At 68.6% G+C, this 23,373-nt stretch carries 25 protein-coding genes; 7 read left to right on the forward strand and 18 right to left on the reverse strand.

Translation table 11 applies throughout. From position 1 onward, the window contains the following. Nucleotides 1–4: 4 nt before the first annotated feature. The 4 genes from H1Q64_RS16945 to H1Q64_RS16960 form a co-directional block, all read right to left on the reverse strand. A complete protein-coding gene (locus H1Q64_RS16945) occupies nt 5–712 on the reverse strand; it encodes a sugar phosphate nucleotidyltransferase (protein WP_237906299.1) in 708 nt (235 codons plus the stop codon). A 164-nt stretch (nt 713–876) separates the two neighbouring features. Then, nucleotides 877–1,428 (reverse strand): GNAT family N-acetyltransferase, encoded by a 552-nt coding sequence (locus H1Q64_RS16950; RefSeq protein WP_237906300.1) that lies wholly within the window; start codon nt 1,426–1,428, stop codon nt 877–879. Between the two features lie 28 nt (nt 1,429–1,456). Then, entirely contained in the window at nt 1,457–2,227 is a 771-nt protein-coding gene (locus tag H1Q64_RS16955; protein WP_237906301.1) for an SDR family NAD(P)-dependent oxidoreductase, read from the reverse strand. 8 nt (nt 2,228–2,235) lie between these two features. Continuing rightward, a complete protein-coding gene (locus H1Q64_RS16960; protein ID WP_237906302.1) occupies nt 2,236–3,363 on the reverse strand; it encodes an aromatic ring-hydroxylating oxygenase subunit alpha in 1,128 nt (375 codons plus the stop codon). Nucleotides 3,364–3,481: 118 nt separating this feature from the next. Between H1Q64_RS16960 and H1Q64_RS16965 the strand changes: the two genes are divergently transcribed. Together H1Q64_RS16965 and H1Q64_RS16970 are read left to right on the forward strand one after the other, a co-directional pair. After that, nucleotides 3,482–4,564, forward strand: a complete 1,083-nt coding sequence (locus H1Q64_RS16965) for a 3-oxoacyl-ACP synthase III family protein (RefSeq protein WP_237906303.1) — start codon at nt 3,482–3,484, stop codon at nt 4,562–4,564. A gap of 11 nt (nt 4,565–4,575) precedes the next feature. Continuing rightward, nucleotides 4,576–5,346, forward strand: coding sequence for an SDR family NAD(P)-dependent oxidoreductase (locus H1Q64_RS16970; protein ID WP_237906304.1), 771 nt, complete (start codon nt 4,576–4,578; stop codon nt 5,344–5,346). Here H1Q64_RS16970 and pseG read toward each other — a convergent pair. From pseG to H1Q64_RS16990, 4 genes are all read right to left on the reverse strand, one after another. Then, the gene (gene pseG, locus H1Q64_RS16975; RefSeq protein WP_237906305.1) at nt 5,333–6,376 is read right to left on the reverse strand and encodes a UDP-2,4-diacetamido-2,4,6-trideoxy-beta-L-altropyranose hydrolase; all 1,044 of its coding nucleotides are present in this window, start codon (nt 6,374–6,376) and stop codon (nt 5,333–5,335) included. The genes H1Q64_RS16970 and pseG overlap by 14 nt on opposite strands. A gap of 17 nt (nt 6,377–6,393) precedes the next feature. Beyond that, nucleotides 6,394–7,068 (reverse strand): hypothetical protein, encoded by a 675-nt coding sequence (locus H1Q64_RS16980; protein ID WP_237906306.1) that lies wholly within the window; start codon nt 7,066–7,068, stop codon nt 6,394–6,396. A 71-nt stretch (nt 7,069–7,139) separates the two neighbouring features. Next, nucleotides 7,140–8,147, reverse strand: coding sequence for a cytochrome d ubiquinol oxidase subunit II (gene cydB, locus H1Q64_RS16985; RefSeq protein ID WP_103041523.1), 1,008 nt, complete (start codon nt 8,145–8,147; stop codon nt 7,140–7,142). A gap of 5 nt (nt 8,148–8,152) precedes the next feature. Beyond that, complete coding sequence (locus H1Q64_RS16990; RefSeq protein WP_237906307.1) at nt 8,153–9,562, reverse strand: cytochrome ubiquinol oxidase subunit I; 1,410 nt, start codon at nt 9,560–9,562, stop codon at nt 8,153–8,155. Nucleotides 9,563–9,861: 299 nt separating this feature from the next. On the opposite strand from H1Q64_RS16990, the gene rpoH reads away from it, so the two are divergent. Continuing rightward, nucleotides 9,862–10,761, forward strand: coding sequence for an RNA polymerase sigma factor RpoH (rpoH, locus tag H1Q64_RS16995; protein WP_237906308.1), 900 nt, complete (start codon nt 9,862–9,864; stop codon nt 10,759–10,761). A gap of 25 nt (nt 10,762–10,786) precedes the next feature. On the opposite strand, the gene H1Q64_RS17000 is transcribed toward rpoH, so the two are convergent. From H1Q64_RS17000 to H1Q64_RS17020, 5 genes are all read right to left on the reverse strand, one after another. Next, nucleotides 10,787–11,548, reverse strand: a complete 762-nt coding sequence (locus H1Q64_RS17000) for a DUF6969 family protein (RefSeq protein WP_237906309.1) — start codon at nt 11,546–11,548, stop codon at nt 10,787–10,789. 81 nt (nt 11,549–11,629) lie between these two features. After that, complete coding sequence (locus H1Q64_RS17005) at nt 11,630–12,310, reverse strand: ABC-type transport auxiliary lipoprotein family protein (RefSeq protein ID WP_237906310.1); 681 nt, start codon at nt 12,308–12,310, stop codon at nt 11,630–11,632. Next, nucleotides 12,307–13,266 (reverse strand): MlaD family protein, encoded by a 960-nt coding sequence (locus tag H1Q64_RS17010; RefSeq protein ID WP_137140833.1) that lies wholly within the window; start codon nt 13,264–13,266, stop codon nt 12,307–12,309. The genes H1Q64_RS17005 and H1Q64_RS17010 overlap by 4 nt, the downstream gene beginning before the upstream one ends. Before the next feature lie 9 nt (nt 13,267–13,275). Further along, nucleotides 13,276–14,070: an ABC transporter ATP-binding protein gene (locus tag H1Q64_RS17015; RefSeq protein WP_237906311.1), complete on the reverse strand. Its 795-nt coding sequence runs from the start codon at nt 14,068–14,070 to the stop codon at nt 13,276–13,278. Between the two features lie 6 nt (nt 14,071–14,076). Beyond that, a complete protein-coding gene (locus H1Q64_RS17020) occupies nt 14,077–15,213 on the reverse strand; it encodes an MlaE family lipid ABC transporter permease subunit (RefSeq protein ID WP_237906312.1) in 1,137 nt (378 codons plus the stop codon). Nucleotides 15,214–15,412: 199 nt separating this feature from the next. On the opposite strand from H1Q64_RS17020, the gene H1Q64_RS17025 reads away from it, so the two are divergent. Both H1Q64_RS17025 and H1Q64_RS17030 read left to right on the forward strand, forming a co-directional pair. Further along, nucleotides 15,413–15,928: an adenine phosphoribosyltransferase gene (locus tag H1Q64_RS17025; RefSeq protein WP_035678983.1), complete on the forward strand. Its 516-nt coding sequence runs from the start codon at nt 15,413–15,415 to the stop codon at nt 15,926–15,928. 255 nt (nt 15,929–16,183) lie between these two features. After that, nucleotides 16,184–17,857: a CocE/NonD family hydrolase gene (locus H1Q64_RS17030; RefSeq protein WP_237906313.1), complete on the forward strand. Its 1,674-nt coding sequence runs from the start codon at nt 16,184–16,186 to the stop codon at nt 17,855–17,857. Between the two features lie 13 nt (nt 17,858–17,870). Here the strand turns inward: H1Q64_RS17030 and H1Q64_RS17035 are convergent, their stop codons facing one another. Then, nucleotides 17,871–18,677: a Fic family protein gene (locus H1Q64_RS17035; RefSeq protein ID WP_237906314.1), complete on the reverse strand. Its 807-nt coding sequence runs from the start codon at nt 18,675–18,677 to the stop codon at nt 17,871–17,873. A gap of 220 nt (nt 18,678–18,897) precedes the next feature. Here H1Q64_RS17035 and H1Q64_RS17040 point away from each other — a divergent pair, with 220 nt between their 5' ends. After that, complete coding sequence (locus tag H1Q64_RS17040) at nt 18,898–19,320, forward strand: bacteriohemerythrin (protein ID WP_269145397.1); 423 nt, start codon at nt 18,898–18,900, stop codon at nt 19,318–19,320. A gap of 72 nt (nt 19,321–19,392) precedes the next feature. Here H1Q64_RS17040 and H1Q64_RS17045 read toward each other — a convergent pair whose 3' ends face one another. Further along, nucleotides 19,393–20,037 (reverse strand): BON domain-containing protein, encoded by a 645-nt coding sequence (locus H1Q64_RS17045; RefSeq protein WP_237906316.1) that lies wholly within the window; start codon nt 20,035–20,037, stop codon nt 19,393–19,395. A 207-nt stretch (nt 20,038–20,244) separates the two neighbouring features. Then, nucleotides 20,245–20,721: a CYTH domain-containing protein gene (locus tag H1Q64_RS17050; RefSeq protein ID WP_237906317.1), complete on the reverse strand. Its 477-nt coding sequence runs from the start codon at nt 20,719–20,721 to the stop codon at nt 20,245–20,247. Nucleotides 20,722–20,920: 199 nt separating this feature from the next. Between H1Q64_RS17050 and H1Q64_RS17055 the strand changes: the two genes are divergently transcribed. Beyond that, a complete protein-coding gene (locus H1Q64_RS17055) occupies nt 20,921–21,157 on the forward strand; it encodes a hypothetical protein (protein ID WP_014198603.1) in 237 nt (78 codons plus the stop codon). A gap of 66 nt (nt 21,158–21,223) precedes the next feature. Here H1Q64_RS17055 and H1Q64_RS17060 read toward each other — a convergent pair whose 3' ends face one another. Together H1Q64_RS17060 and H1Q64_RS17065 are read right to left on the reverse strand one after the other, a co-directional pair. Further along, on the reverse strand, nt 21,224–21,382 hold the full coding sequence (locus H1Q64_RS17060; RefSeq protein WP_014198602.1) for a DUF3309 family protein: 159 nt from the start codon (nt 21,380–21,382) through the stop codon (nt 21,224–21,226). Between the two features lie 163 nt (nt 21,383–21,545). Beyond that, complete coding sequence (locus H1Q64_RS17065) at nt 21,546–23,207, reverse strand: CorA family divalent cation transporter (RefSeq protein WP_237906318.1); 1,662 nt, start codon at nt 23,205–23,207, stop codon at nt 21,546–21,548. Between the last annotated feature and the right edge of the window lie 166 nt (nt 23,208–23,373).

Consider the following 23,373-nt stretch of genomic DNA (forward strand, 5'->3'; position numbering starts at 1 on the left):
CCGCTCAGGTCTCGCGGCCGCCGATCACGCTGGCGGCGACCGCCAGACTTTCCGGCGTGCCCATGTCGATGAAGCGCGCCTTGGCGACGTGGCCGTGCAGGGTTCCCGGCGGCATCTTGTGCAGCACGTCGCGGGTCAGCGAACTGGCCCCGGAGGCCGCAATGCGGTCGAGGAAGGCCGCGGAGAAGAGATAGACACCGGCGTTGATGACGCCGCGCCCCGGCGCCTTGTCGAGGAACTGGCGGACCCGGCTGTCCGGCCCGACTTCCACCCGGCCGAAGCGGGCGGCGTCCTCCACCTCCACGCACAGCACCGACGCCTCCGCCCCCGACAGGCGGTGCGAGGCGACGAAGGCGCGCAGGTCGGCATCCAGGAAGGTGTCGCCGCTCATCACCAGGACGGTGCCGGCCTTCAGGTCCTTGCGGATGTAGGCGAGCGCCGCGGCGGAGCCCATCTGGCTCGGCTCGATCTGGCAGACGACGTCCAGCGAGCGGTTGGTGTCGCCCTGCGCCAGCCACGCCGTCACGCGGTCGGCCAGATGGCCCAGGCACAGCACCACCCGGCACGCGCCGTAGGCGGCCAGATGATCCAGCAGATGTCCGAGAAAGGCGCGGCCCGCAATGGGCGCAAGCACCTTGGGCGTGTCGCCCGAGACGCCCCGCATGCGCGAGCCGAGACCACCGGCAAGCAGCGTGACGTCGATGTCCGTCAAGGCTTCCTCAGGCCGCACCGTGCTTCCCCTCATGCTCCCGGCGCCGCGGCGCCGCCCCCACACCCGCCGCATACCGCGTCGGCGGTGGATTGGTCAAACATTCGGTGGGGGTGACGGCGAACTTTCCCGGCCGACCGCCCAACGTAAGTCCCCAGCCGCCCGGCCTATTCCGCGAAGGCGGCCAGCGTGGTTTCGCGCGGGAAGATATGGGGGTGTCCCTCCCAATCGCTGCGCAGCGTCTCGAACACATGGACGTCGTGGAAACGGCCATATTTCTGGACATGTTGACGCAGCACCCCGACCTCGCGCGCTTTTACAACCCTCTGGATGCGGATGACCGTGTCGTTGCCCTCCATAAAATAGTTGAAGAGCTTGTTCATCCCCAAACCGTAGAAGCAATAGTCCATGATGAAGCAGTGCAGGAAGCCAGCGAGCCGCCGCCTGTCCTTCTCATCCACGATATACGAGCCGGAGGAGCAGCGCAGATGCACCCGGTCGATGTCATAGTAGGAAAGATAGCCGACCGGGCGGCCCTCATGCTCGATGATGAAATGGCGGAAGTCCGCGCGGGCGTCCATTGCGGCCAGCCACGCGCGCTGCCGATCGACGTCCGGATTCTCCAGATCGGTGAACATGAAGCGGGTGATCGACGGCTCGGTTCGCCAGCGCAGCAGCATCTCGGCATCGTCGGTCGTCGGTCGGCGGAAGCGGAACATGAACCCTCACCCTCAAACGCCTGCGGCGTCACGTCGCCAGATAGCCGCCGTCCACCGGCAGCATCACCCCGTTGATCCAACCGCTGGCCGGCGACAGCAGGAAGGCGATGGCCGAGGCCACGTCCTCCGGCTTGCCGAACCCCATGGGATGGGCGGCACGGATCGCCTCGAACTGCTCCGCCGTGGTGGTGCGGCGGAAGCGCTCCATCATCTCCGTCTCGACCATCGCCGGGGCGACGCAGTTGACACGGATGCCGTCGCGCAGGAACTCCATGGCCAGCCCGCGGGTGGCCGAGACCAGCCCGCCCTTGGCCGCCGAATAGACCACGTTGCCCGGCTGCCCGATCTCCGCCGCGACGGAGGACACCAGCACCAGCGCCGCCGGTTCGGCGTGGCAGCCCTTCTGCCGCAGGCCGCGGGCCAGCGCCAGCGCGCTCAGCAGGTTGGCGTGGAGGATGCCGTCGAAGAAGGCGCGGTCGACGCCGCGCACCGGCTTGCCGACCTGCACCCCGGCGCAATGGGCCAGCCCGGCGATGGGGCCGCCGACCTCCGCCTGCGCCTTGACCCAGCTGGGGATGGCGTCGCTGTCCGACAGGTCGAACGCCGCCGACCGGTGCCCCTCCCCCGGCAGAAGCGCCAGCGTCTCATCGAGCCGCCCGGCGTCGCGCCCATTGAGCGAGACCCGCGCGCCGAGCCTGGCGGCCAGCAGAGCGGTTGCCCGTCCGATCCCGGCGGAAGCGCCGGTGACCAGGACGTGCCGCCCCATGAGATCGACGAGCGGGCTCATGTCCTTGGTCATGTCCCGACTCATTCGGCGGCCATGCGGGCGAGCCACGCCCGGTGGAAGGCGGCGATGCGCTCCTCGCAGGAGCCGAGGACGGCCGGGGTCTGGACCTGCTTCAGCCCCTTGTGGGTGGCTTCGGCGACGCGCTGGTCCTCACCCAGGATGGTGCGGTTGAAGCCGGCGACATTGGCCTCCACCGCCTTGCGCGCGGCCCCGCCCTTGGTCTGCGGCTTGGAGGTCTCGCCCACAAACAGGCGGAAATGCAGGTCGCAGCGGTCCGGCCCGACAGGGTCGTAGGTCTGGACGCTCATCAGCGCGCCGTGGGAGACGCCGATGGCAAGGTTGGGGAAGATCAGATAGTGGTCGTAGCTTTCCAGCCGGTCGCTGCGCGGCAGCCCCATCTTCTGGCTCACCCCGTCCCACCAGCGCGCCGAGCCGTCGGAAAGCTGGCTGATGCCCCGCGAATGCTCGCCCTCGTAGGAGCAGATCCAGACCTTCTTGACATAATTCTTGAAGGTTTCCGGGTGGGTAGCGTCGACGTGGTAGACCTCCAGGGCGGTTTCCAGCGCCGCCTTCCAGTTGGCGTTCCAGGGCAGCACGCCCTCATCGATGCGGTCGGTGAACAGCGCCGACAGATGGTCGAGGAGGGCGCCATAGGCGCCCAACTGTTCGTCCAGCCCCGGACCGGCCGGCTCCAGCCGCACGAAGACGAAACGGCCCCGCACCGCTACCTCGAAGCGCCGCAGGGCGAGGCGCTTCTTCGCCGCGTCATCCAGACCGAAATGCACGCGGTTTCCGGGGATGCCGACCGGAACGCCGTCGCGGTTGAAGACCCAGCCGTGATAGGGGCAGACCGGCTTGCCGTTGCCGCAGGGCCGCAGATGGATCAGCGAATAGCGGTGCGTGCAGACGTTGTGATAGGCCCGCAGCTCGCCGTCGAAGTTCTGCACCAGAACCGAGGTGCCGGCGATGTCCGCGGTGATGAAGTCGTTGTCGTTGCGCAGGTCGTCCGTAAATCCAACGAACATCCAGCAGCGGCGGAAGACTCGCGCCGCTTCTTCGGCGTGATTGGCCTCGCCGGAGTAACGCTGGGGCGGGATCACCATGTCGGGCGGGAACGAAAGCCGGCTTTGCTGACCCCGGTCATCCATGGCTGATTCCATTTATCGGTTCGTTAATCATTCGACCCTAGCGTTCTTTCGGTTAATAGTCTCCGAATTCGCCCAAGTCCAGGACGGACGCAGCGGCGGCGGAGGGAGGGAGCATCCGGTGAAGGCCATCATCGAGGGCGTGCGCATCGCGGGATTCCGGGCCGCCGTGCCGCCGCACCGCCATTCCTTCCTGGAGGACCATTCCCTCTTCACGGCGGAGGAGGCGGAGAAGCTGTTCGCCACCACCGGCGTGTACGAGCGCCGCATCGCCCCGCCGCACATCTGCGCGTCGGACATGTGCGTCGCGGCGGCGGAAGGGCTGCTCGCCCAGCTCGGCTGGGACCCGGCCAGCGTCGACGTGCTGGTCTTCGTGTCGCAGGACCCCGACTACAACGTCCCGGCGACCTCCTGCGTCATGCAGAAGCGGCTGGGGCTGGGGACGGGGGCGGCCTGCTTCGACGTCAATCTGGGCTGTTCCGGCTTCGTCTATGGCTTGTGGATGGCCGGGCGGCTGCTCGGCGGATCGACGGGCCGACGGGCCATCGTTCTGTGCGGCGACACCAGCTCGCGACACCTCGTGCCGGGCGACCGCTCGACCCTGCCGCTGTTCGGCGACGCGGGCGGGGCCGTGGCTCTGGAGGTCAGCCAGGGGGCCGCGCCGATCCACGTCGTCGTCGGCACTGACGGCGGCGGGGCCAGGAACATCTGGGTCAAGGCCGGCGGACGCCGCAACTCGCTGGTGCCGGGACGTGAGCCCTGGCCGGCGGACAAGCAGGAACGGATGTTCACCGACTCGCGCCTGTCGCTGAACGGGGCGGAGGTGTTCGCCTTCACGCTGCGCGCCGTGCCGCCGCTGATCCGCGAGACGCTGGAGTTCGCCGGCGTGGGGGTGGAGGACATCGACCTCTGCGTGATGCACCAAGCCAACGCCTTCATGCTGGAGCATCTGCGCAAGAAGACCAAGTTCCCGCCGGAAAAATTCCTCGTGGACATGCACGACTTCGGCAACACCAGCTCCGCCTCCATCCCGCTGGCCGTCAGCCACCGGCTGGGCGAAGCGCTGTCCACCGGCACGCGCAAGATGCTGCTGGCCGGCTTCGGCGTCGGCTGGTCCTGGGGCGCCGTGGTGGCCGACGTCGGGCCGATCCCCGCGCCGGAGGTGCAGGAGATCCCCGACGACTTCCCCCTGCTGACCCCCTGAGCCGCCGGACCATGCGCAACCCGCTCGACCTCACGGGACGGCGCCTGCTGGTGACCGGAGCCTCATCCGACAGCGACATCGGCCGCGAGATCTGCCGGGCGCTGGCTGGGTTGGGCGCTGCCCTCACTCTGGTCGGCCGACGCGCCGACGCGTTGGAGGCCACCCGCGCCCTGCTGGACGGGCCGGAGCGGCACAGCGTCGTCCCCTTCGACCTGACCGACCTCGACGCCATCCCCGGCTGGATGAAGGGGCTGGCGGAGTTGGGCGGTCCCTTCGCCGGGCTGGTCCATTCCGCGTCGGAGCAGGGCTACTCCGTGCTGCGGCAGGTCAACCGGGCGCAGTTCGACCGCTATTTCACGCTGAACGTCGGGGCGTCGCTGATGCTGGCGCGCGGCTTCCACCAGAAGGGCGTCGTCGCGCCGGGCGGCGGGTCGATCGTCTATGTCGGGTCGGTCGCCGGGCTGAAGGGCCAGAAGGGCCGCTCGCTCTACGCTGCGAGCAAGGCGGCGCTGGTCTCGGTGGCGCAATCGCTGGCGCTGGAACTGGCCGACAAGCGCATCCGCGTCAATGTGGTCGCCCCGGCGGTGGTGCTGGGCGCCAAGGCGGAGAAGCAGTTCGCCATGCTGCCGGCAGAGCAGAACGCCGCGCTCGCCGCCGCCCACCCGCTGGGCTACGGCGCGCCGCAGGACGTGGCCGACGCGGTGGCCTATCTGCTGGCCGACAGTGGGCGCTGGGTGACCGGGACGGTGCTGCCCGTGGACGGCGGCTTCACCGCGGGGTGATCGCCTCCGCCAGCGCCCGCGCGATGCGCAAGGCACCCTGGCCATCGACGATCCCCGCCAGCTTGCCCGCCATGGTCCCCCGCCGCACCGGGTCGGCCCAAAGCTCCAGAGCCACGTCAGCGATCCGCTCCGGAGCACCCTCGGTCTGCCCGGCCACCAGAGCGCACCAGCCCAGAGCCTCCGACTGGCGGGCGGCCTCCAACTGGTTGTCGGCGATGGTGACGAGGACGGCGGGCGTGCCTATGGCCGCCAGTTCCCCCGTCGTGGTGCCCGCCGCCGAGACGGCCAGCCCGGCCTGCGCCATCAGGTGCCCCATGCGCGGCGTGTCGCGGTGCAGCCGCACGCTGTCTTTGAAACGCCCCGCCGCGGCTTCCACCGCCGCCGCGTCGCGCACCGCCCCGCCGATCGCCACATCCAGCCAAACGCCGGGCGGCAGGCGCGGCGCGAGGCGTTCGATCACCGGAGCCGTCAGCCCCAGCGGGTCGGCGCCGCCGAAGGTGACCAGCAGGCCGCAGCGTTCCTCAAGCGGTGGCTTGGCCGCCGCCGCGGCCTCCCGCACCTCCCGCCGCAACGGTGCGTGAACGGGGCCGAGCAGCAGCCGGGCGTCGGGGTTGCCCTTACGGTAGGGCAGCGACGCGGCGTCCGGCACGGCGTTGACGATCAGCCCAGCGTGAATCGGCTCCCCCGTTCCGGCGTCGTCGAAGGCCAGGATGGGCAGCCCCGTCCCGGCAAGCCCGGCCCGCCAGCCTTCGGAGAATCCATAACCGTCCAGCACGATGGCCGCGGTGCCGGCTTCCGCCGCGATGGCGCGCGTCGCGGCAAGGTCGGCGGCGCTGCCGGCGTCCGCGGCGATCCGGCGAACCGCGATTCCGGCTGCCCGAAGACGATCCTCCAAAGCCGGTGGCAGGCTCGCCGCGGCGAACAACGCATCGCCGCCCATCTCCTGCACGGCTTCCGCCACCGCGAGGCAGCGCATGACATGCCCGGCCCCGATGGACGCCCCGGCGTCGGCACGGAACAGCACCCTCATGCGCTGACTCCCGGCGCTCAATGCAGGGTCGGCGCGTTGGGCCCGGTGGGGCGCAGCCGGGTGCGGGCCGAGGACAGGCAGAAGGCATGCCAGTAGAGCGCGACCAGGGCGCCCGGCATGCTGTCCAGCTCATGCCCCGGCAAAGCGGTGATGTTCGCCGCGTGGGCCATGGCGGCGTTGGCGGCGTTGAGGCTGTGCTGCGCCGCCGGACCGATCAGCGCCAGCGTCTCCGCCAGCGCGCGGGCGTCGAGGCGCAGGGTCGCCGGGGCGACGGTCACCTGGGCGGTCCCATCACGCAGGCGCCCGATGGCGATGTAGGCCTCCAGAAGGTCCAGCCGGTCCTCCGGACGAATCACCGCGGCGACCACGCGGTTGCCGGTCAGCGGGCCGGTGCCGTCGAACTCGAACACCACGGCGCGCTCGGCCTGCCGGGCCTCGGCCAGGGCGGCGGCGCGCTCCCCGGCGGAGACTCCGGCCAGCCGCATCGCCTCCTCGAACATCTCGGGCCGCCCGCCGCCCTCGGCGTGGACGACCAGCGGAGCGTCCATCGTCGCTGCGATGGCGAGACGGCGCGCCATGACGTTGACCGCCTCCTCCGCCGCGTCCTGCGGAAGCGTGTCCTGCAGCAGCTCCGCGCCCTTGCGCAGCATCACCTCGGCGAAGCTGATGTCCGGGGCGGTGTCTGGGGTCATGGTGCGGTCTCCGTCGAAGATGGTCGGCTGTTGTACGCCAGCGTTGGGCGGTTTCTCAATGTTCGCCGCCATCAATGATAACCGATGGCGCCCGTTACCTTGCCGCGGAAAACCCAATAGCTGTAGGCGGTGTAGATCAGGATCGTGGGAATCAGGAAGGCCATGCCGATCAGCAGGAAGACCTGGGTTTCCGGCGGGGCCGCCGCCTGCCACACGGTGATCCCCGGCGGGATCAGCACCGGCCACAGGCTGATCGCCAGCCCCAGATAGGACAGGGCGAACAGCCCCATGGCGAAGGCGAAGGGAAGCACCTCCCGCCCCTCGTCCAGCGCCCGCCACAGGCCGAAGGCGAGGAAGCCGACCATCAGCGGCACCGGCGACAGCAGCAGGATGTTGGGAACCGAGAACCAGCGCGCGGCGATGGAGGCGTCCAGGAAGGGTGTCCACAGGCTGACCGCCGCGACCAGAACCAGCACCACGATGAGGAGCCGCCGCGCCACGCGGAAGCACCAGTCCTGCAGAATGCCGATGGTCCGCCAGATCAGCCACGTGCTCCCCAGCAGCGCGTAGCCGGCGATCAGGGCCACGCCGCAGAACAGGCTGAAGGGGGTCAGCCAGTCCAGCATGGTCCCGGCGAAGTTCCGCCCCTCCACCTCGATCCCCTGGATGAAGGAGCCGAGAACCACCCCCTGCGCGAAGGTCGCGAGCAGCGAGCCCAGGAAGAAGGCCTTGTTCCACAAATGGCGGCTGCTCCGCGCCTTGAAGCGGAACTCGAAGGCGACGCCGCGGAAGATCAGCGCGATCAGCATGAGCAGGAGCGGCAGATACATGGCCGGCAGAACGACGGCGTAGGCGATGGGAAAGGCCGCGAACAGCCCCGCCCCGCCGAGGATCAGCCACGTCTCGTTGAAGTCCCAGACCGGCGCCACGGAGTTCATCATCACGTCCCGCGCCTCCTCGCTGGGGGCGAAGGGGTAGAGGATGCCGATGCCGAGGTCGAAGCCGTCCATCAGCACATACATGAAGACGGCGAAACCGACGATGGCGACCCAGGCGAGGGTCAGCAGGCTGCCTTCCATGGACGTCACTCCGCGGGTTCGATGGATTCGCCGGGCACCGACAGGGGCCGCTTCGGCTGGTGGCCCTGCGCCACCGCCGGGACCTCCAGATCCTCGTCGATCAACCGCGCCGGACCGATGGTCAGCAAGCGGAACAGGTAGTAGGTCCCGGCCCCATAGATGATCGTGTAGACCACCATGAACACGATCAGCGAGGTCAGCACCGCCCCGCCGGTCAGCGCCGGAGTGACCGCGTCCGCCGTGCGGATCATCCCGTAGACCACCCAGGGCTGGCGCCCGATCTCGGTGGTGAACCAGCCGGCGAGGATGGCGATGAAGCCCAGCGGCATGCAGCCGACGAGCAGTTTGTGGAACCAGTTCGGGCTATAGAGTTTCCCGCGCACCCGCTGCACGAGATGGATCAGCCCCACCGTCAGCATGACCATGCCGATCGCCACCATGATGCGGAAGGTCCAGAACAGGATCTCCGGGTTGGGCCGGTCCTCCACCGGGAAGCTCTTCAGGCCGGGGACCACCCCGTCCCAGTCGTGGGTCAGGATCAGGCTCGACAGGGCGGGAATGGCGATTTCGGCGTGGTTGGTCTCCGCCTCGTTGTCGGGGATGGCGAACAGGATCAGCGGCGCCCGCGCCCCGCCCTCCCAATGGCCCTCCATGGCGGCGATCTTGGCCGGCTGATGCTCCAGCGTGTTCAGCCCGTGCAGGTCGCCCAGGAAGATCTGCAAGGGCGCCAGGACGGTGATGAGCGCCAGCGACATGCTGAGCCCGACCCGCGCGTGCTCCAGGAAACGGTTGCGCAGCAGATAGAAGGCGCTGATGCCGGCCACCACGAATCCGGTGGTCAGGAACATCGCCGTCAGCATGTGGGCGAGACGGTAGGGGAAGGATGGGTTGAAGACCACCGCCCACCAGTCGGTGACGAAGAACCGCCCGTCGCGCAGCTCCGCCCCGGCCGGGGTGTGCATCCAGCTGTTCGCCGACAGGATCCAGAAGGAGGAGAGGACCGTCCCCGTCGCCACCAGCACGGCAGCCAGGAAATGGATGCCCCGCGGCACGCGGTCCCGTCCGAACAGGAGGATGCCGAGGAAGGCGGCCTCGAGGAAGAAGGCGGTCACCACCTCGTACTGGATCAGCGGCCCCAGCACGTTGCCGACGATGTCTGACCAGCGGCTCCAGTTCGTGCCGAACTGGTAGGTCATCACGATTCCCGAGACGACGCCCATGCCGAAGGAGATGGCGAAGATCCGCGTCCAGAATTCCGACAGGCTGCGGTACAGCGCCTTGCCGGTGATCAGCCACCGCGCTTCCAGAACCGCTATCCAGCAGGCGAGCCCCACCGTAAAAGATGGGAAAAGAATGTGAAAAGAAATCACGAAAGCGAACTGGATTCGTGACAGAAGCAGCGGATCGAGGTCCATGGCCGCGGTCCTCCGTTGGCGCTCACAGGGCCGATTCCAGCCGGCCCAACCGACCCCCAACGCGGTCTGTCCAGGGGAGTTCCCATTTTCCGGCTGCGGATACTTTCTTTCCCCGCCCCCCTTGAACCGCCGCCGCGACCTCTTATTTCTAAGCTCTTGCCGACATCCACACATTCACGGCCGGCCCTGGGCCACAGCCGATCCAACCCCGCTCCGATGGCCCCGCCGGCCAGCCGGGCCGGGGGGCATCGGTCCATTGCAGGGTGTTTCCCGAGGATGCCGGAATCAGGAGAAGCTCTTTGACGGAACTGGCAGTTTCTGGCGAACCCCTCACCCTCTTTCTAAAAGAAACCCGCAAGTACGACTACCTCACCCCCGAGCAGGAACGCGACTTCGCCATCCGCTGGCGGGAGCGGCAGGACCGCCGCGCCCTCGACAAGCTGATCGGCAGCCACCTCCGGCTCGTCTTCAAAATGGCCCGCGGCTATCAGGGCTACGGCCTGCCGCTGTCCGACCTGATCGCCGAGGGCAACGTCGGCGTCATGCAGGCGGCGCAGAAGTTCGACCCCGACAAGGGTTTCCGCTTCGCCACTTACGCCTCCTGGTGGATCCGCGCGGCGATCCAGGAGTATGTGCTGCACAACTGGTCGCTGGTGAAGATCGGCACCACGGCGGCCCAGAAGAAGCTGTTCTTCAGCCTGCGCCGGCTGAAGGCGCAGCTGCAGGACGCCGAGAACGGCACCTTCGGCGGCGACCTGTCTCCGGAAGCGGTGGAGAGCATCGCGACGGAGCTGGACGTTTCCAAGGCCGACGTGATCGAGATGAACCGCCGACTGGGCACCGACCGCTCGCTCAACGCCACCCTGGCCGAGGACGGCGACAGCGAATGGCTGGACCTTCTCGCCGACGAGGGCCCCGACCAGGAGGCGATCCTGGCTGGCGCGCAGGAGCGCAAGCGCCGGCAGCAGTTCCTCAAGCTGGGGCTGGGCGTTCTGGACGACCGCGAGCGGCAGATCCTGGTGGCCCGCCGCCTGCGCGAGGAGCCGCTGACCCTGGAGGAGCTGAGCCAGCACTTCCACGTCTCGCGCGAGCGCGTGCGCCAGTTGGAGGTGCGCGCCTTCGAGAAGGTTCAGAAGGCGGTGATGGCCCAGGCCCGGCAGATTCCGGGCATCACGGGCAAGGCGCTGCTGCCGGTGTGACCGGCGGCAGCCTCCCCACGGTGCGTTACGGCGTGACGAAACGCGGCGGCTCCGGCAGCACGGAGGACCGCCGCCGCACGCCGCGCAGCGCGTGCTCCACCGTCGCGATCTGCTCCTCCACCGAGATCAGAATCTGCGACGTGACCTCCAGCGTCCGATCCTCGTAGACCCAGCTGTCCGGATGGCGGTCGCTCCAGGCGGCGACCGTCCGGTCACGTTCGTGCAGCAGGCTTATGATTTGGGGCCGGAACAGCCGAATCATCGCGGTGATCCAGCGGTTCGCCGGCCAGGACGGACGCGCGTGGTCGACGGTGAAGCTGTCGAGCATGCGGATCACGTCGTCGGCCGCGTACCACGTCTCCCCCGTTACCCAGCGGTTCGTCGTGAACAGGCGCACCGGCTGCCCCGCCACGTCCATGGCGATCCCCACCAGATGGGACAGCGCGTCGTTGGGGTTGTCAGGCTCCTCGTAATCCCGCAGCGGCAGCGGCCCCATGCCCGGCGGCATGCCCAGCGGACGCAGGAAGGTGTGGAAGTGCCCGTGCTCGCCGTCGGGCCGCTCGTCCTCGGGGTGGCAATGATAATAGTACTGGGCGTGATACTCGGCGTCATAGACGTCGCCCGGCGGGTAATGGCGCCATTCGTAGAGCGTGCCGTGCCCGCGCAGCAGTTCCCCCACCACCGTGTCGCCGGTCTTGGCGAGCACGCGCTGGCACTGCCGGACCTCCCGCGCGGCCTCCGACATCGCCTGCAATTCGTCGCGCGAAAGCTCCGAAAGCTCCATCATCGGATGCTCTGCCCCGTCAGCCCCTGCCCTTCCCAGACCCCTATTACGTATGAGGCTTTGTACGCATAGCAAGCGCTTTCCTTAACGGACGCCCGCCGCGTTGGTGCGGCCGGCATCTGCACGGAACACCGCCTCGCCCCGCCGCAGGGTCCAATCCACCAGCGCGCCTTCCACCTGACCCAGCGCCGTGTTGAAGGCGGCGATCACGTCGGTGAAATCCGACCCGCGCACCGGGACCACGGCGTCGAAGGTCTCGCCGGCCTCGATGGTCCGGTTGGGCATGGCGACCAGCTTGGCCGACAGCCGCACCCGCACCCGGTCCGGTGCCGCAGCGCTGGCGTCGCTGAATTCCGCCTGGAAATCGCGCAACTCCGTCTTCAACAGGAAGTCGGAGCGCAAGCCCGCGGAATCCCGCCCGACCGAGACGATCCGCCGGCTGTCCTCGAAGGATTGGACGATCAGCCCCTGCACCATGTTCGGCGCCCGATCGGCCCAGGACACCCCGGCGAAGTAGTCGAGCGCGGTGGCGGAGCGGGTGACCGCGATGCGCGGCGTGTCGATCCCGGCGCTGGCGGCCGGAGGCTCCACCAGCAACTGCCAGCGCACCGGCGGCAGTCCGGACTCCGCCACGGTTCCCGGCGTCAGCGTGTAGAGGCGGGGCGCGGTGGGGTTCAGCGCCGCGCAGCCGGTCATCAGGCCGACCGTCAGCAACGCCGCCCCCACTCCCTTCATCAAACGGCTCGTCACAAAACGGCTCGTCATCGTCCACGCACCTCCACGCCCTGGCGGGTTCCGCCGAACAGGAAGTTCGACGGGTCGTTCTCGATCCGCGTCACGACGCGGGACAATTGCCCCGACAGGTCGCGCAACTGCGAGATCAGCAAGGTCAGCTCATACAGCCCGCCGCCGGTGAAGTCGCGGATCGCCCCGCGGTTCTCGCCGATCATGGCGTTGAGCTGGTTGGCGGTCTTGTTCAGCGATCCGGCCAGCGTGTTCAGGTCACCGGTCAGCGTCTTGGTGCCGCTCTCCACCGCGGCCAGGGTGCGCTGCGCCTGCTCCATCGTCTGGCCGAGCTGCGGCCCGACCGTCTCGAAGCCCTGGAGCGTCCGGTTGGCCTGGGCGAGCGTCGTGTCCAGCCCCTGGCTGGCGCGGGCCAGCTCGCCGGTCAGGTCGCGGGTGTTCGCCAGGATCTCGGCGATGGCGGCCTGGTTCTGCGGGGTCAGCAGGTCGGCCACCCGGTTGGTCAGGTCCAGCGCGCGGTTCAGAAGCTGCGGGGCGGCGTCGACGAAGACCGTGAGCGACGACGGGCGCGACGGGATCACCGGAATGCCGCCGTCATGCGCCGTGCGCAGAAGCTCGCTCATCTCCGTGCCGCCGGAAATCTGGACGTAGGCGCCGCCGGTGATGCCCTGAACCTCCAGCGAGGCGATGGAGTCGGTCTTGATCGGCGTGCCTTCCTGCACCTCGATCCGCACGCGCACGCGGCTGACGTCGTTGGGGTCTAGGCGGATGTCGGTCGCCGTGCCCACGGGAATGCCGCGGTAGCGCACCGGGCTGCCCTCCTGCAAACCCGTCACCGAGCCGGTGAAGTAGATGTAATAGGGCTGGCGCGTCTCCTCCAGCTGGATCTTGGCGACCCATACCGTGAAGACGAAGAGGCCGGCGAGCAAGGCCAACACGAAGCTGCCCACGAGGATGTAGCTGGTGCGGGTTTCCATGGCGTCCGGTCAGCTTTCTGCATGGCGCGCGGCGCGGCCGCGCGGTCCGTGGAAATAGTCGTGAATCCAGGGATGCGGGTCGCGGAGATGCTCCTCCAGCGTGCCCACGCGAATCTTCTTGCCCACCAGCACGGCGATGCGGTCGCAGATCGAGGTCAGGCTGTCCAGGTCATGGGTGACCATGAAGACGGTCAGCCCCAGGCTGCGCTGCAGGTTGCGGATCAGCTGGTCGAAGGCGGCGGCGCCGATGGGGTCCAGACCGGCCGTCGGTTCGTCGAGGAACAGGATGTCAGGATCGAGGGCCAGCGCGCGGGCCAGCCCGGCGCGCTTGATCATGCCGCCCGACAGCTCCGACGGGAACTTCGCCCCGGCGTTGGGCGGCAGGCCGGACATGGCGATCTTGACCCGCGCGATCTCCGCCGCCAGCGCCGCTGACAGGTCGGTGTGCTCGCGCAAGGGAACCATCACGTTCTGCGCCACGGTCATGGAGCTGAACAGGGCGCCGTTCTGGAACAGCACGCCGGTGCGCGCCTGGAGCGCCACCCGCTCCGCCTCCGGCAGGTCGGCGGTGTCGCGGCCGAGAAGCTCGATCCGGCCGTCCGCCGGTCGGATCAGCCCGAGGATTTCCTTGAGCAGGACCGACTTGCCGGTGCCCGACCCGCCGACCACGCCCAGCACCTCCCCCCGCCGCACGTCGAGGTCGAGCCCGTCATGGACCACCTGCGGGCCGAAGCGCGTGACCAGCCCGCGCACGCGGATCACCGCGTCCTGCGCATCCGGTTGTCTGTCGTCAAACGGCGCCACGGTCCCTCACAGCCTGAGGAAGGAGAACAGGACGGAGAACACCGCGTCCAGGACGATCACCAAGAAGATGGACTCCACCACCGACTTGGTGGTCAGCGTGCCCACGCTCTCGGCGCTGCCGGAGACTTTCAGCCCCTCGTAACAGCCGACCATGGCGATCACCAGCGCGAAGACCGGCGCCTTCACCAGTCCAACCAGGAAATGCGGCAGGGTGACGGCGCCGTGAAGCTGGCGGATGAACTGCCCGAAGGTGATGTCCAGCGTCGCGTAGCTCATCACCGCACCGCCGAACAGCCCCATGATGTCGGCGTAGAAGGCCAGCAGCGGCAGGGTGATCATCAGGGCCAGCGCGCGCGGCACCACCAGAAGCTCCACCACGTCCAGCCCCAGCGTGCTTATGGCGTCCACCTCCTGGTTCACCTTCATGGTGCCGATCTGCGCGGTGAAGGCGGAGCCGGAGCGCCCCGCCACGATGATGGCGGTCATCAGGATGCCGATCTCGCGCAGGATGGACACACCCAGCAGGTTGACCACGAACAGCTCCGCCCCGAAGCGGCGAAGCTGGTCCGCCCCCTGGAAGGCCAGCACCACGCCGATCAGGAAGGACAGCAGCCCGAGGATCGGCAGGGCGTTCAGCCCGGTCTGCTCGATGTGGAACATCACCGAGCGGAAGCGCAGCCGCCGCGGATTGACGATCAGCCGCCCGAAGGTGATCGCGATGAGGCCGAGGAAGGACAGCAGGTCCCGCCCCTCGCGCAGCCCATCCACGGCGGTGCGACCGGTGCGCTCCAGCATGTCGAGGATCGGGTGGTGCGTCGCCGCCCGCTCGACCGGCGGGGGACCGACCTCGCGCACGGCGTCGAACAGGGCGGCGTGCTCCGGGCGGATGGCGGCCAGATCGACGCCGTGGCCCGCCGCCTTCAGCCGGTCGGACAGGGCGGACAGCAGATAGGCCCCCACCGTGTCCATGGCGTCCAGCCGCGACAGGTCGAGGCTGACCGCCCCGCCGCCGTCCAGCGCGAAGCGGTCGAGCGTGCCCGACAGGGACCCGGCGGCCTTCAAATCCCAATGGCCGAGAGCCGTCAGCCGCCACTCACCGTCGCCGGCGCGCGACGATTCCAACCACGCCCTTTCGCGCGCCATGCCCCGTCCTGCCCTTCCCTTCCGGTGCCGCCATGCGGCGATGCTCATGCTTGTGGAGAGGAACTTGGCCGCAAGCCCCCCCGATGGTCAACCTCAAGCCGGGGAAAAACAGCCGCACAGCGGTGGTTTGCACGCGGGCGGCCGCCCCGATAGTATGGCGCCGCCGTTGCACAGGAACCTTTTCACCATGCCGAACCCCATCGATCTGAAGAACCACATCCGCGGCATCGCCGACTTCCCCAAGCCCGGCATCCTTTTTTACGACATCTCCCCGCTGCTGGCTCACGCCGAGGCGTGGAAGGAAGCGGTGGACCAGCTCGCCGAGGCGCTGCGCCCGCACAAGCCGGAACTGCTGGTGGGCATCGAATCCCGCGGCTTCCTGATCGCCGCCCCGCTGGCCCTGGCGCTCGGCACCGGCTTCATCATGGTGCGCAAGCACGGCAAGCTGCCCGGCGACAAGGTCGCCCATTCCTATGACCTGGAATACGGCACCGACACCATCGAGGTTCAGGCCGACGCCGTGAAGCCCGGCCAGCGCGTGGTCGTCCTCGACGATCTGCTGGCGACCGGCGGCACCATGGCCGCGGCGATCAGCCTGCTGCGCCGCGTCGGCGCCGACGTCCGCGCCGCCGCCTTCCTGGTCGAGCTGACCTTCCTCAACGGCCGAGACAAGCTGGACGTGCCCAGCGTCTCGCTGATGAGCTACGATTCGTAAAAGCGCCTTCAGGAAAGGCGTCTGCCCATCGTTTGTGCGAAGGCAGCGCAACACAGGTCCTTCTCCCCCCTGGGGAGAAGGTCAGGATGAGGGGGCGCCGAAAGCGGCCACCGCCGCAGGACAGGAGCTTTTCTCCGCCCTGCCGGGCGTAAATCCCCCTCACCCGGCCCTCTCCCCAGGAAGGAGAGGGTTTGGACCGGTCATGGCACAGCGCTTGCGAGAGTTGCCGGTCACAGTTGCTCGGCAGGGCGCCCCATGACCCATATGGCCCCGGTGATTCTCGAACAGCCGCCCCTCCTGGCCGTCCGGCCTCCCGAAACCGTTTCCATGCGGACGCGCGACAGTGTGCGGCTGGACGCCGACCTCTACCGCCCCGACGGGGTCGGCCCCTGGCCGGTCCTGCTGCTGCGTCTGGCCTGCGGGCGGCGCACGGCGATGACCAGCCATTACGCGCACCCGCGCTGGTACGCCGCCCGTGGTTATGTCGTCGTGGTGCAGGACGTGCGCGGTCGCGGCACGTCGGAGGGCCGATTCCGCCCCTTCGAGGCGGAGCGCGAGGACGGCGCCGACGCGGTGGCCTGGGCGGCTTCCTTGCCCGGTTCCAATGGTACGGTGGGCATGTACGGCAGCGGCTACGCCGGGATGGCGCAGCTCCTTGCTCTGGCCGAGCGGCCCGCCGCGTTGCGCGCGGTGGTCCCGGCGCTGGCCGGCTGGGACGTGTTCACCGACTGGGCGACGGAGGGTGGGGCCTTCCGGCTGGCCGACGCGATGGGTTGGGCGCTGCACTGCGCAGCGGAGTCCGCCCGCCGGCTGGAGGATGGCGCGGCCTACCGCGCGCTCCTGGAGGCGATCCGCAGCCTGCCGCTGGACGACGAGATTCCATCCCGCCCGCGAGTGCTGCGAGATTACGCACGGCATTGCCATTACGACGACTGGCTGACCACGCCCGGCCCTGGCGGAAGCTGGGACGAACTGTCCCCCCGCCACGCCCTTTCCGGCGGTATCGGTGAGGTCTCCGTCCTTCAGATCGGCGGCTGGCACGACCCGCGCCTGACCGGCACGCTGGCGGCGCACGAGGCCCTGTCCGCTGGCAGCGACGGCACCGTCCGCCTGCTGGTCGGCCCCTGGGATCGCCACGGGGTGGCGGTCCATGCCGGGCTCGACAGCCTGAAGCCGTCCGACGTGCCGTCCTTCGACGCCCTGCAACTCGGCTGGTTCGAGCGCTTCCTGAAAGGGGAGATGAACGGCGCGGAGCGCGGCGGGCTGATCCGTCTGTTCGACGTTCTGGAACGCCGCTGGCGCGACCTGCCGGCCCTGCCGCCCGCCGCACAGCCGCTGCATCTGTCGAGCGACGGACTCGCCACGCGGCGCGGCGGTGCCCTGCGCGACGATGCTCCGGACGAAGCGTTCCTCGACGTGCTGGTCCACGATCCGCGTGATCCAGTGCCCACCGTGGGCGGTCACGCGGTGCCCGATGCCGGCCCACGCGACCGCGCCGCCGCAGACGCCCGCCCCGACGTGGCGGTCTACGACACCGCGCCGCTCACCGCGCCGCTGACGCTGTCCGGCCTCGCCGCTTTGGAAATCTGGGTGGAGGCGGACGCCCCGTCCTTCGACGTCAGCGCCGTCCTGTCCGCCGTGCTGCCCGACGGGCGCGTCCTGCCGCTCAGCCAGGGCCACGCGCGGGTCGAACCGGGCGGCGAGCAGCGTCCAATGCCGGTGGCCCTGCGCGCGCTCTGCGCGACCCTGCCCACCGGAAGCGCGCTGCGCCTCAGCCTCGCCGGGTCCTGCTTCCCGGCCTACCCCATCAATCCGGGGACGGGGGCCGAGCCGGGCGAAACCCGGCTGGTGGACGCGCAGCCGATCACCCTGCTCATCCACGGCGGCGGCGCCCGCCCGTCGCGCCTGCTGCTGCCGGCTCGAGGCTGACCGTCAAACCCCGTCAGGGGCGCCGGCCATAGCCCTCGTCATGGTCGCCGTCGAAGCCGTGCTCATCCTCGTCGGCCGGTTCGAAGTCGCGAAGGGCGCGGGCGGCGCTGCGCAGGCACAGATTCAGGCTGCGATCGAGAAGGCGCATCATCAGGTCGCGGAACGGCGTCTTGTCGCCGAGCGACCAGGCGCGCTCGACCATCGCGGCGTACATCTCGCGATCCTCGTCCGTGATCACCACCGGCGGGAAACCGGCGCGGTTGAGGATCAGATTGCACAGCAGAAGCGCGGTCGCGGCGTTGCCTTGGAAGAAGGGTCGGACGCTCATCAGCCGGTGATGCGCCTCGAAGGCGGCTTCCGGCCCCGCTTCCGTCCGGCGCAGCCAGCCGGACAGCGCCGACATCGACACCCGCACCTTCGCCGGATCGGGCGAAGCCCCGGCGTCGTCCTTCAGCGCGCCGTCCCGGTAGCGCCCGGCGTTCGTGTCGATCCCCTGATAGAGCACGCCGTGGAAGGCCGCGATGGTGCGCTCCGTCACCACCCCGCCGCCCTGGAAGGACAGGCGAGCCATCAGTTCCAGCGCGGCGCGGTGGTTGAGCGCGAGGCGCTGCGGCTCGGCCGGACGGCTGCGAAGCACCGCGCCGCGGTCCAACACCATGCGGATGTCCTCGGAGGACAGTTCCACCCCCTCGACAAGGAGGCAGGCGGTGGTCAGGCCGCGCTCGAATCGGTCGGCCAGATCGCGGACCACCGTCAGCGGCATCGGCCGGGCGTCGTCCAGAACCCGCTTCTTCTCCAGAATATCGTCCAGCAGCGCCATCGTCCCGAACTCCGCAGATCCCTGGCATTTTCATAATGCCTGGACGGCGCGCGGGGAAGCACATCCTTTGCCGGCCCGCAAGATCAACAGGGTGCGGCGCAACCTCCGGCCTGCGGTTTTTTGCCGCTTGTGCCGCCGCGGTTGCCGGTTTTAACATCGCAATACAAGATTTCCGCCCCCCTATACTCGCCTGACCCGGCCCTCTGAAAGGATTGATCCGATGCAACATGTTGCCTGGGATAAATCGATGAGCGTCGGCGTCGAAATTCTCGACGACGACCACCGAAAATTGCTCGACATGTTCAACCGGCTGCTGAAGGCCGGGATCGCGGAGAAGGACCGTGACAGCCTGTCCGGGCTGCTGGGGGGCTTGCAGGAATACACGACCGTGCATTTCGAGCGGGAGGAGGCGCTGATGGAGCAGCAGGGCTATCCCGGCCTCGACGCCCACCGGGCCGCGCACCGCTATTTCATCGACGAGGTGCACAAACTGACCCTGGACGATGACGACAGCAACGAGATGATGCTGCGCATCGACCTGATCCTCCTCCTGAAGGAATGGTTCATCGAGCACATCCAGTCGGTGGACAAGCAGTACAGCCCCTTTATGGCCGAAGACGCCGGCAGCACCGCCGCCCATTGAGCGCACGCGCGAGACGCCCCCGCACCGGATGGAGCGGGGGCGTCTCGCAGCGCCTCGGAGGCCGGCACCCGATCAGAAAGCCATGGTGCCCCCCGGCTCGCGAAGGCGCAGATTGCTCTGGACGTGACGGACGCCGGAGATGGCGTCGGCCAGATCCTCGGCGCGGCGCTTCGCCATGCGGTCGTCCACCGTGCCGTCCAACGTGACCTCGCCAGCCGACACGGACACCGTGATGTCGGAGGCATCGAGATAGGGGTCGTCGGTCAGCCGGTCGTTCAGATCGTCGCGGATTCGCTCGTCCGACCGGGTGTAGCCCCGTGGGCCGCGGCCGCGGAACTGGGCGCGCCGCTCGTCCTCCTCGCGGCGGCGCTCGGCGTCGTCGTTGCCGAACCAGGAGGCGACCTCGTCACCGGCCTGCTCCCAGAAGTTGCGCTCCCGCGCCATGCCGACGGGCTCGTCGCGATAGCGCTCACCCCGCACCCGGTCATCCCACCCGCGGTCGTCGCGATGCCATCCGCGCTCGGCGTGGCCCCAGTCGCTGCCCCAGCGGCGGCTGGGATCGCGTCCGCCGGAACCGCCGCTTTCGTAATCACTCCGGGGATAACCGCCTGCGCCGTAGGCGCTGCGCCCAAATTCGTTGCGGTCGCGGACGTCGCGGCGGTCGTCCTCGTCCACGTTGCGGGCCTCGTCCTTCCACCGGTTCTCGTACTGAGTCATCGTGCCAGACTCCCGTTCGCCGTTGACCGCCGCCCATCCGGACGGCCCTTTTGCAACAGGACGGCGCCGGGCTGCGTTCCCCTTTCGGCGCATCGCCAGAGTGTCCGCACAATCTGGCACGCGGATTGCTGCGCTGCACACAGTCATCCACGCAGCCTTGGCCCCGGTCCCCCTTCGGACCGGGGCTTCTTTTTTCCGGGAGGGCAGTTAAGCCGCGCTGACCCAGTGGCGGATCGGGCTGCGCGACAAGGCGGAGTTGCTGTAGGCCGCCCGGTGCGTGATCTCCGCCCCCACCCAATCGGGAAGCGGAACGACTTGGTCGGGATGGGACAGTTCGACCTCGGCGATCACCAGACCGGCGTTCTCGCCGCCGAACACGTCGACTTCCCAGCAGAGACCATGGTGATGGATGAGGTGGCGGGTCTTCTCGATCAGGCCGCCACGGCAACTGTGACGCAGCAGACCCAGGGCGAGGTCGAGGGGGAGTTGGTGTTCGACCTCCTCGCGACACAGGCCGCGACGGGGGCCTTTGACGGTCAGCGTGGCGTCCGGCCCGGCCACCCGGACCCGCACCGTGCGGCCATCGTCAGAAGGCAGATAGCCCTGGACGATGGACAGGCCGTTTCGGCACAGGGGACGGATGTCCCTCCGCACCAGAAAGCGCCGTTCGATCTCAACCGCCATGATATCCGCCTTTCGGCATATCGGACACCGCTGAGGATAATCGTCCGCCACGCTGCGGTGCAATCATGCCTCATACGCATGAAGTCCATCTCTGCGTTGCGGTATTACCATTTGGACACATCATCGAACAAGCGCCCACGGCGCGGTTCCCGACGCTCCGTGGTGGGAGCGGCCACCCGTTCTGGGGTAGCATGCCGCCATGGCACAAGACTTCGCACCCTGGTTGATCCTGTTCGCCCTTTACGGCGCGCCCCTCCTCCACGTGATGCTGTCACGGCGCGGCGGCCCGTGGCGTCCCCCGCCCGGCACGCGCTGCCCCTTCGGCCCGCGGGCCGGCTGGGTGGTGATGGTTCTGATTTTGGGGCCGATCGGCTGGCTGATGTTCGTCATGCGCAACGGGCGCCGTTCCCGTCCCGGCCGCAGCCCCGGAGCGTGACGCCCAGAAGCCGGTGGCGGAACGGGAACGGCGCCCGCGCGTCGGGTTGCCCGGACGGTTTACCCGTCAGATGCGGCCCATCAGCAGCAGCACGATCAGGACCAGCAGCAGCACGCCGAGGATACCGCTCGGGCCATAGCCCCAACCGCGGCTGTGCGGCCAGGCCGGAACCGCGCCGATTAGAACGAGAATCAAAATGATGAGCAGAATGGTGCCGATGCTCATGACGTCCTCCCAAATGTGGAGCTTTCGCTGAGAAGAACGCGAGCTTGGCCGGCTGGTTCCTGCCCCTCTCCTGTTCTTTGGCGCCCGTCATCTCCATCCGGGGAAGCAACGCCCTACCCTTCCGGCTTTTCTACGAAGTTCACGTCCACTGACTTTCCCCGGCTCACAAAGGCGGTCCGACGCGGCGACTCGGGCGTTCCCACACCTTCGCCAGCAGCGCCAGCTTGCTCCGCCCCGGCAACCGTTCGTCCGACAGCGCTTCCAGGAAGTCGGCCAGACGCTTGGAGCGCATCACGCTGAAGGCGATCAGACCGACCGTCGCCAGCAGGACGAACAAAAAGAACAGAACACGCGTCGGCAGTGGGTCGTCGGCCATGGCGAGCAGATTCATGCCGAGGAAGCCGGTGACCAGCGTGCCGATGGTGCTGACCACCGTGACCACGGTCAGCCGCAGCACCGTGTTGGCCTGCCGCCGCAGCCCGTCGCTATCCAAATAGTCCGACATGTCCTGAACCTCGTCCCGCACCTCGGCGTAGAGGCGGTCGGTGCCGAGATGCCCGGCCCACAGGCGGAACAGGTCGCGCAGCGGCCCCTGGATCGACAGCTCGTGGAACCAGTAGCGGTGGGTGAAGCGCAGGAAGATCTCGAACACCTGCCGGATGTCGCGCTTGAACCGCTTCACCGACTCCACGGTGCCGATGTCGAGCTGGCTGACCGCCAGCACCAGCCGGTCGGACAGCATCACCAGCGCCGCCCGGTGGAAATGCACGACCAGCCCCAGCAGGAAATACTGGTGCCGGAACTGGCCGAGCAGCCCGGTTTCCGCGTCGGTGAAGAAGGCGTCACCCTCCGGCCCTACCATGACCAGCGAATGGCCACAGCACAGGATGCGGCTGCGCGTCCAGGCGCCGGGCGCCCGCGGGTCCCAGTAGCGGTCGTAGCAGTAGCGCTGTTCGAACCCCTCCAGGAAGGCGGGGGCAAAGGGCATCACCTCGCTGGGTCCCGGCCCGGGCGATGTGGCGAAGCCCAGCCGCACCCAATCCGCCCGTTCCAGCCGTTCCGGCTCGTCCAGCGACAGATAGGCCATGGCCGGCATCCGCTGATATTCGAGCTGGCGGTAGCGAAGCAGCCCGGTCTCCTCCGAATGGTGGTGGACCAGGGGACGCAGAAGGAACAACCAGTGGGCGGCGATGCGCGGCGCCCGGTGGCGGCACACGAAGGACAGGTAATCGGCCTTCCGCTCATAGTCGGAGACGGCGAGCACGGCGCCGTCGGCGCCGATCCATTCGACGCGGTGCGGGCACTGCGCCGCGCTGCCGTCCGGCTCCCAGGCGGGCGGATAGGTGCGGCCCAGCCGGAACAGCGTGTCCTGCACGCGGTCCAGCGGAATGTCCTCGCCGAACAGCTCGACGACGAGGATCGCCACATCGACGTCGTGGAAGAAATGCAGATCGACATGGGCGATGGCGAAGCGCAGCGGCGCCTGCCCCCGCCGCAGGGTGACCATCAGCGCCGCCACGTCGCGCCGCCGGAAGGCGCGGATCGGAGAACCTCCATAGCCGGGCCGATGGTCGCGCGATTCCCCCTCGCCATAGAGGAAGCGCTGCACATAGGGCAGGAAGGACACGAACTCGCTGTAATGACGCTCACTGAATTCGCCGGGGTCCTGAGTGAACTCGTCCGCCACCTCCTGCCAGGGACAGTCCGGCCCACCGAGCCACTCCCAATGGTTCTGGACTTGCGCGCCCGCCTTCAGCGGCATCAACTGCACCGGCCACAGCAGGATTTCGCGAAACCGGCGCACGCGGATCGGGCTCTCGTCCATGGCGCCCCTCCCCCTTGTCCTTCTTTTCCCACATCCTAGCAGAGTCCGGACCGGCGAAAACGCCGCACCAAGGTGGGGTTGCCGGGCATTCGCACCATCCCATCGAACCGGACCATTAACCAGGACGAAAGCCCGGCCCTGGTAGCGTCCCCCGTTCAGATCATGC

The sequence above is a fragment of the Azospirillum brasilense genome (genome assembly GCF_022023855.1).
Lineage (GTDB): Bacteria > Pseudomonadota > Alphaproteobacteria > Azospirillales > Azospirillaceae > Azospirillum > Azospirillum brasilense_F.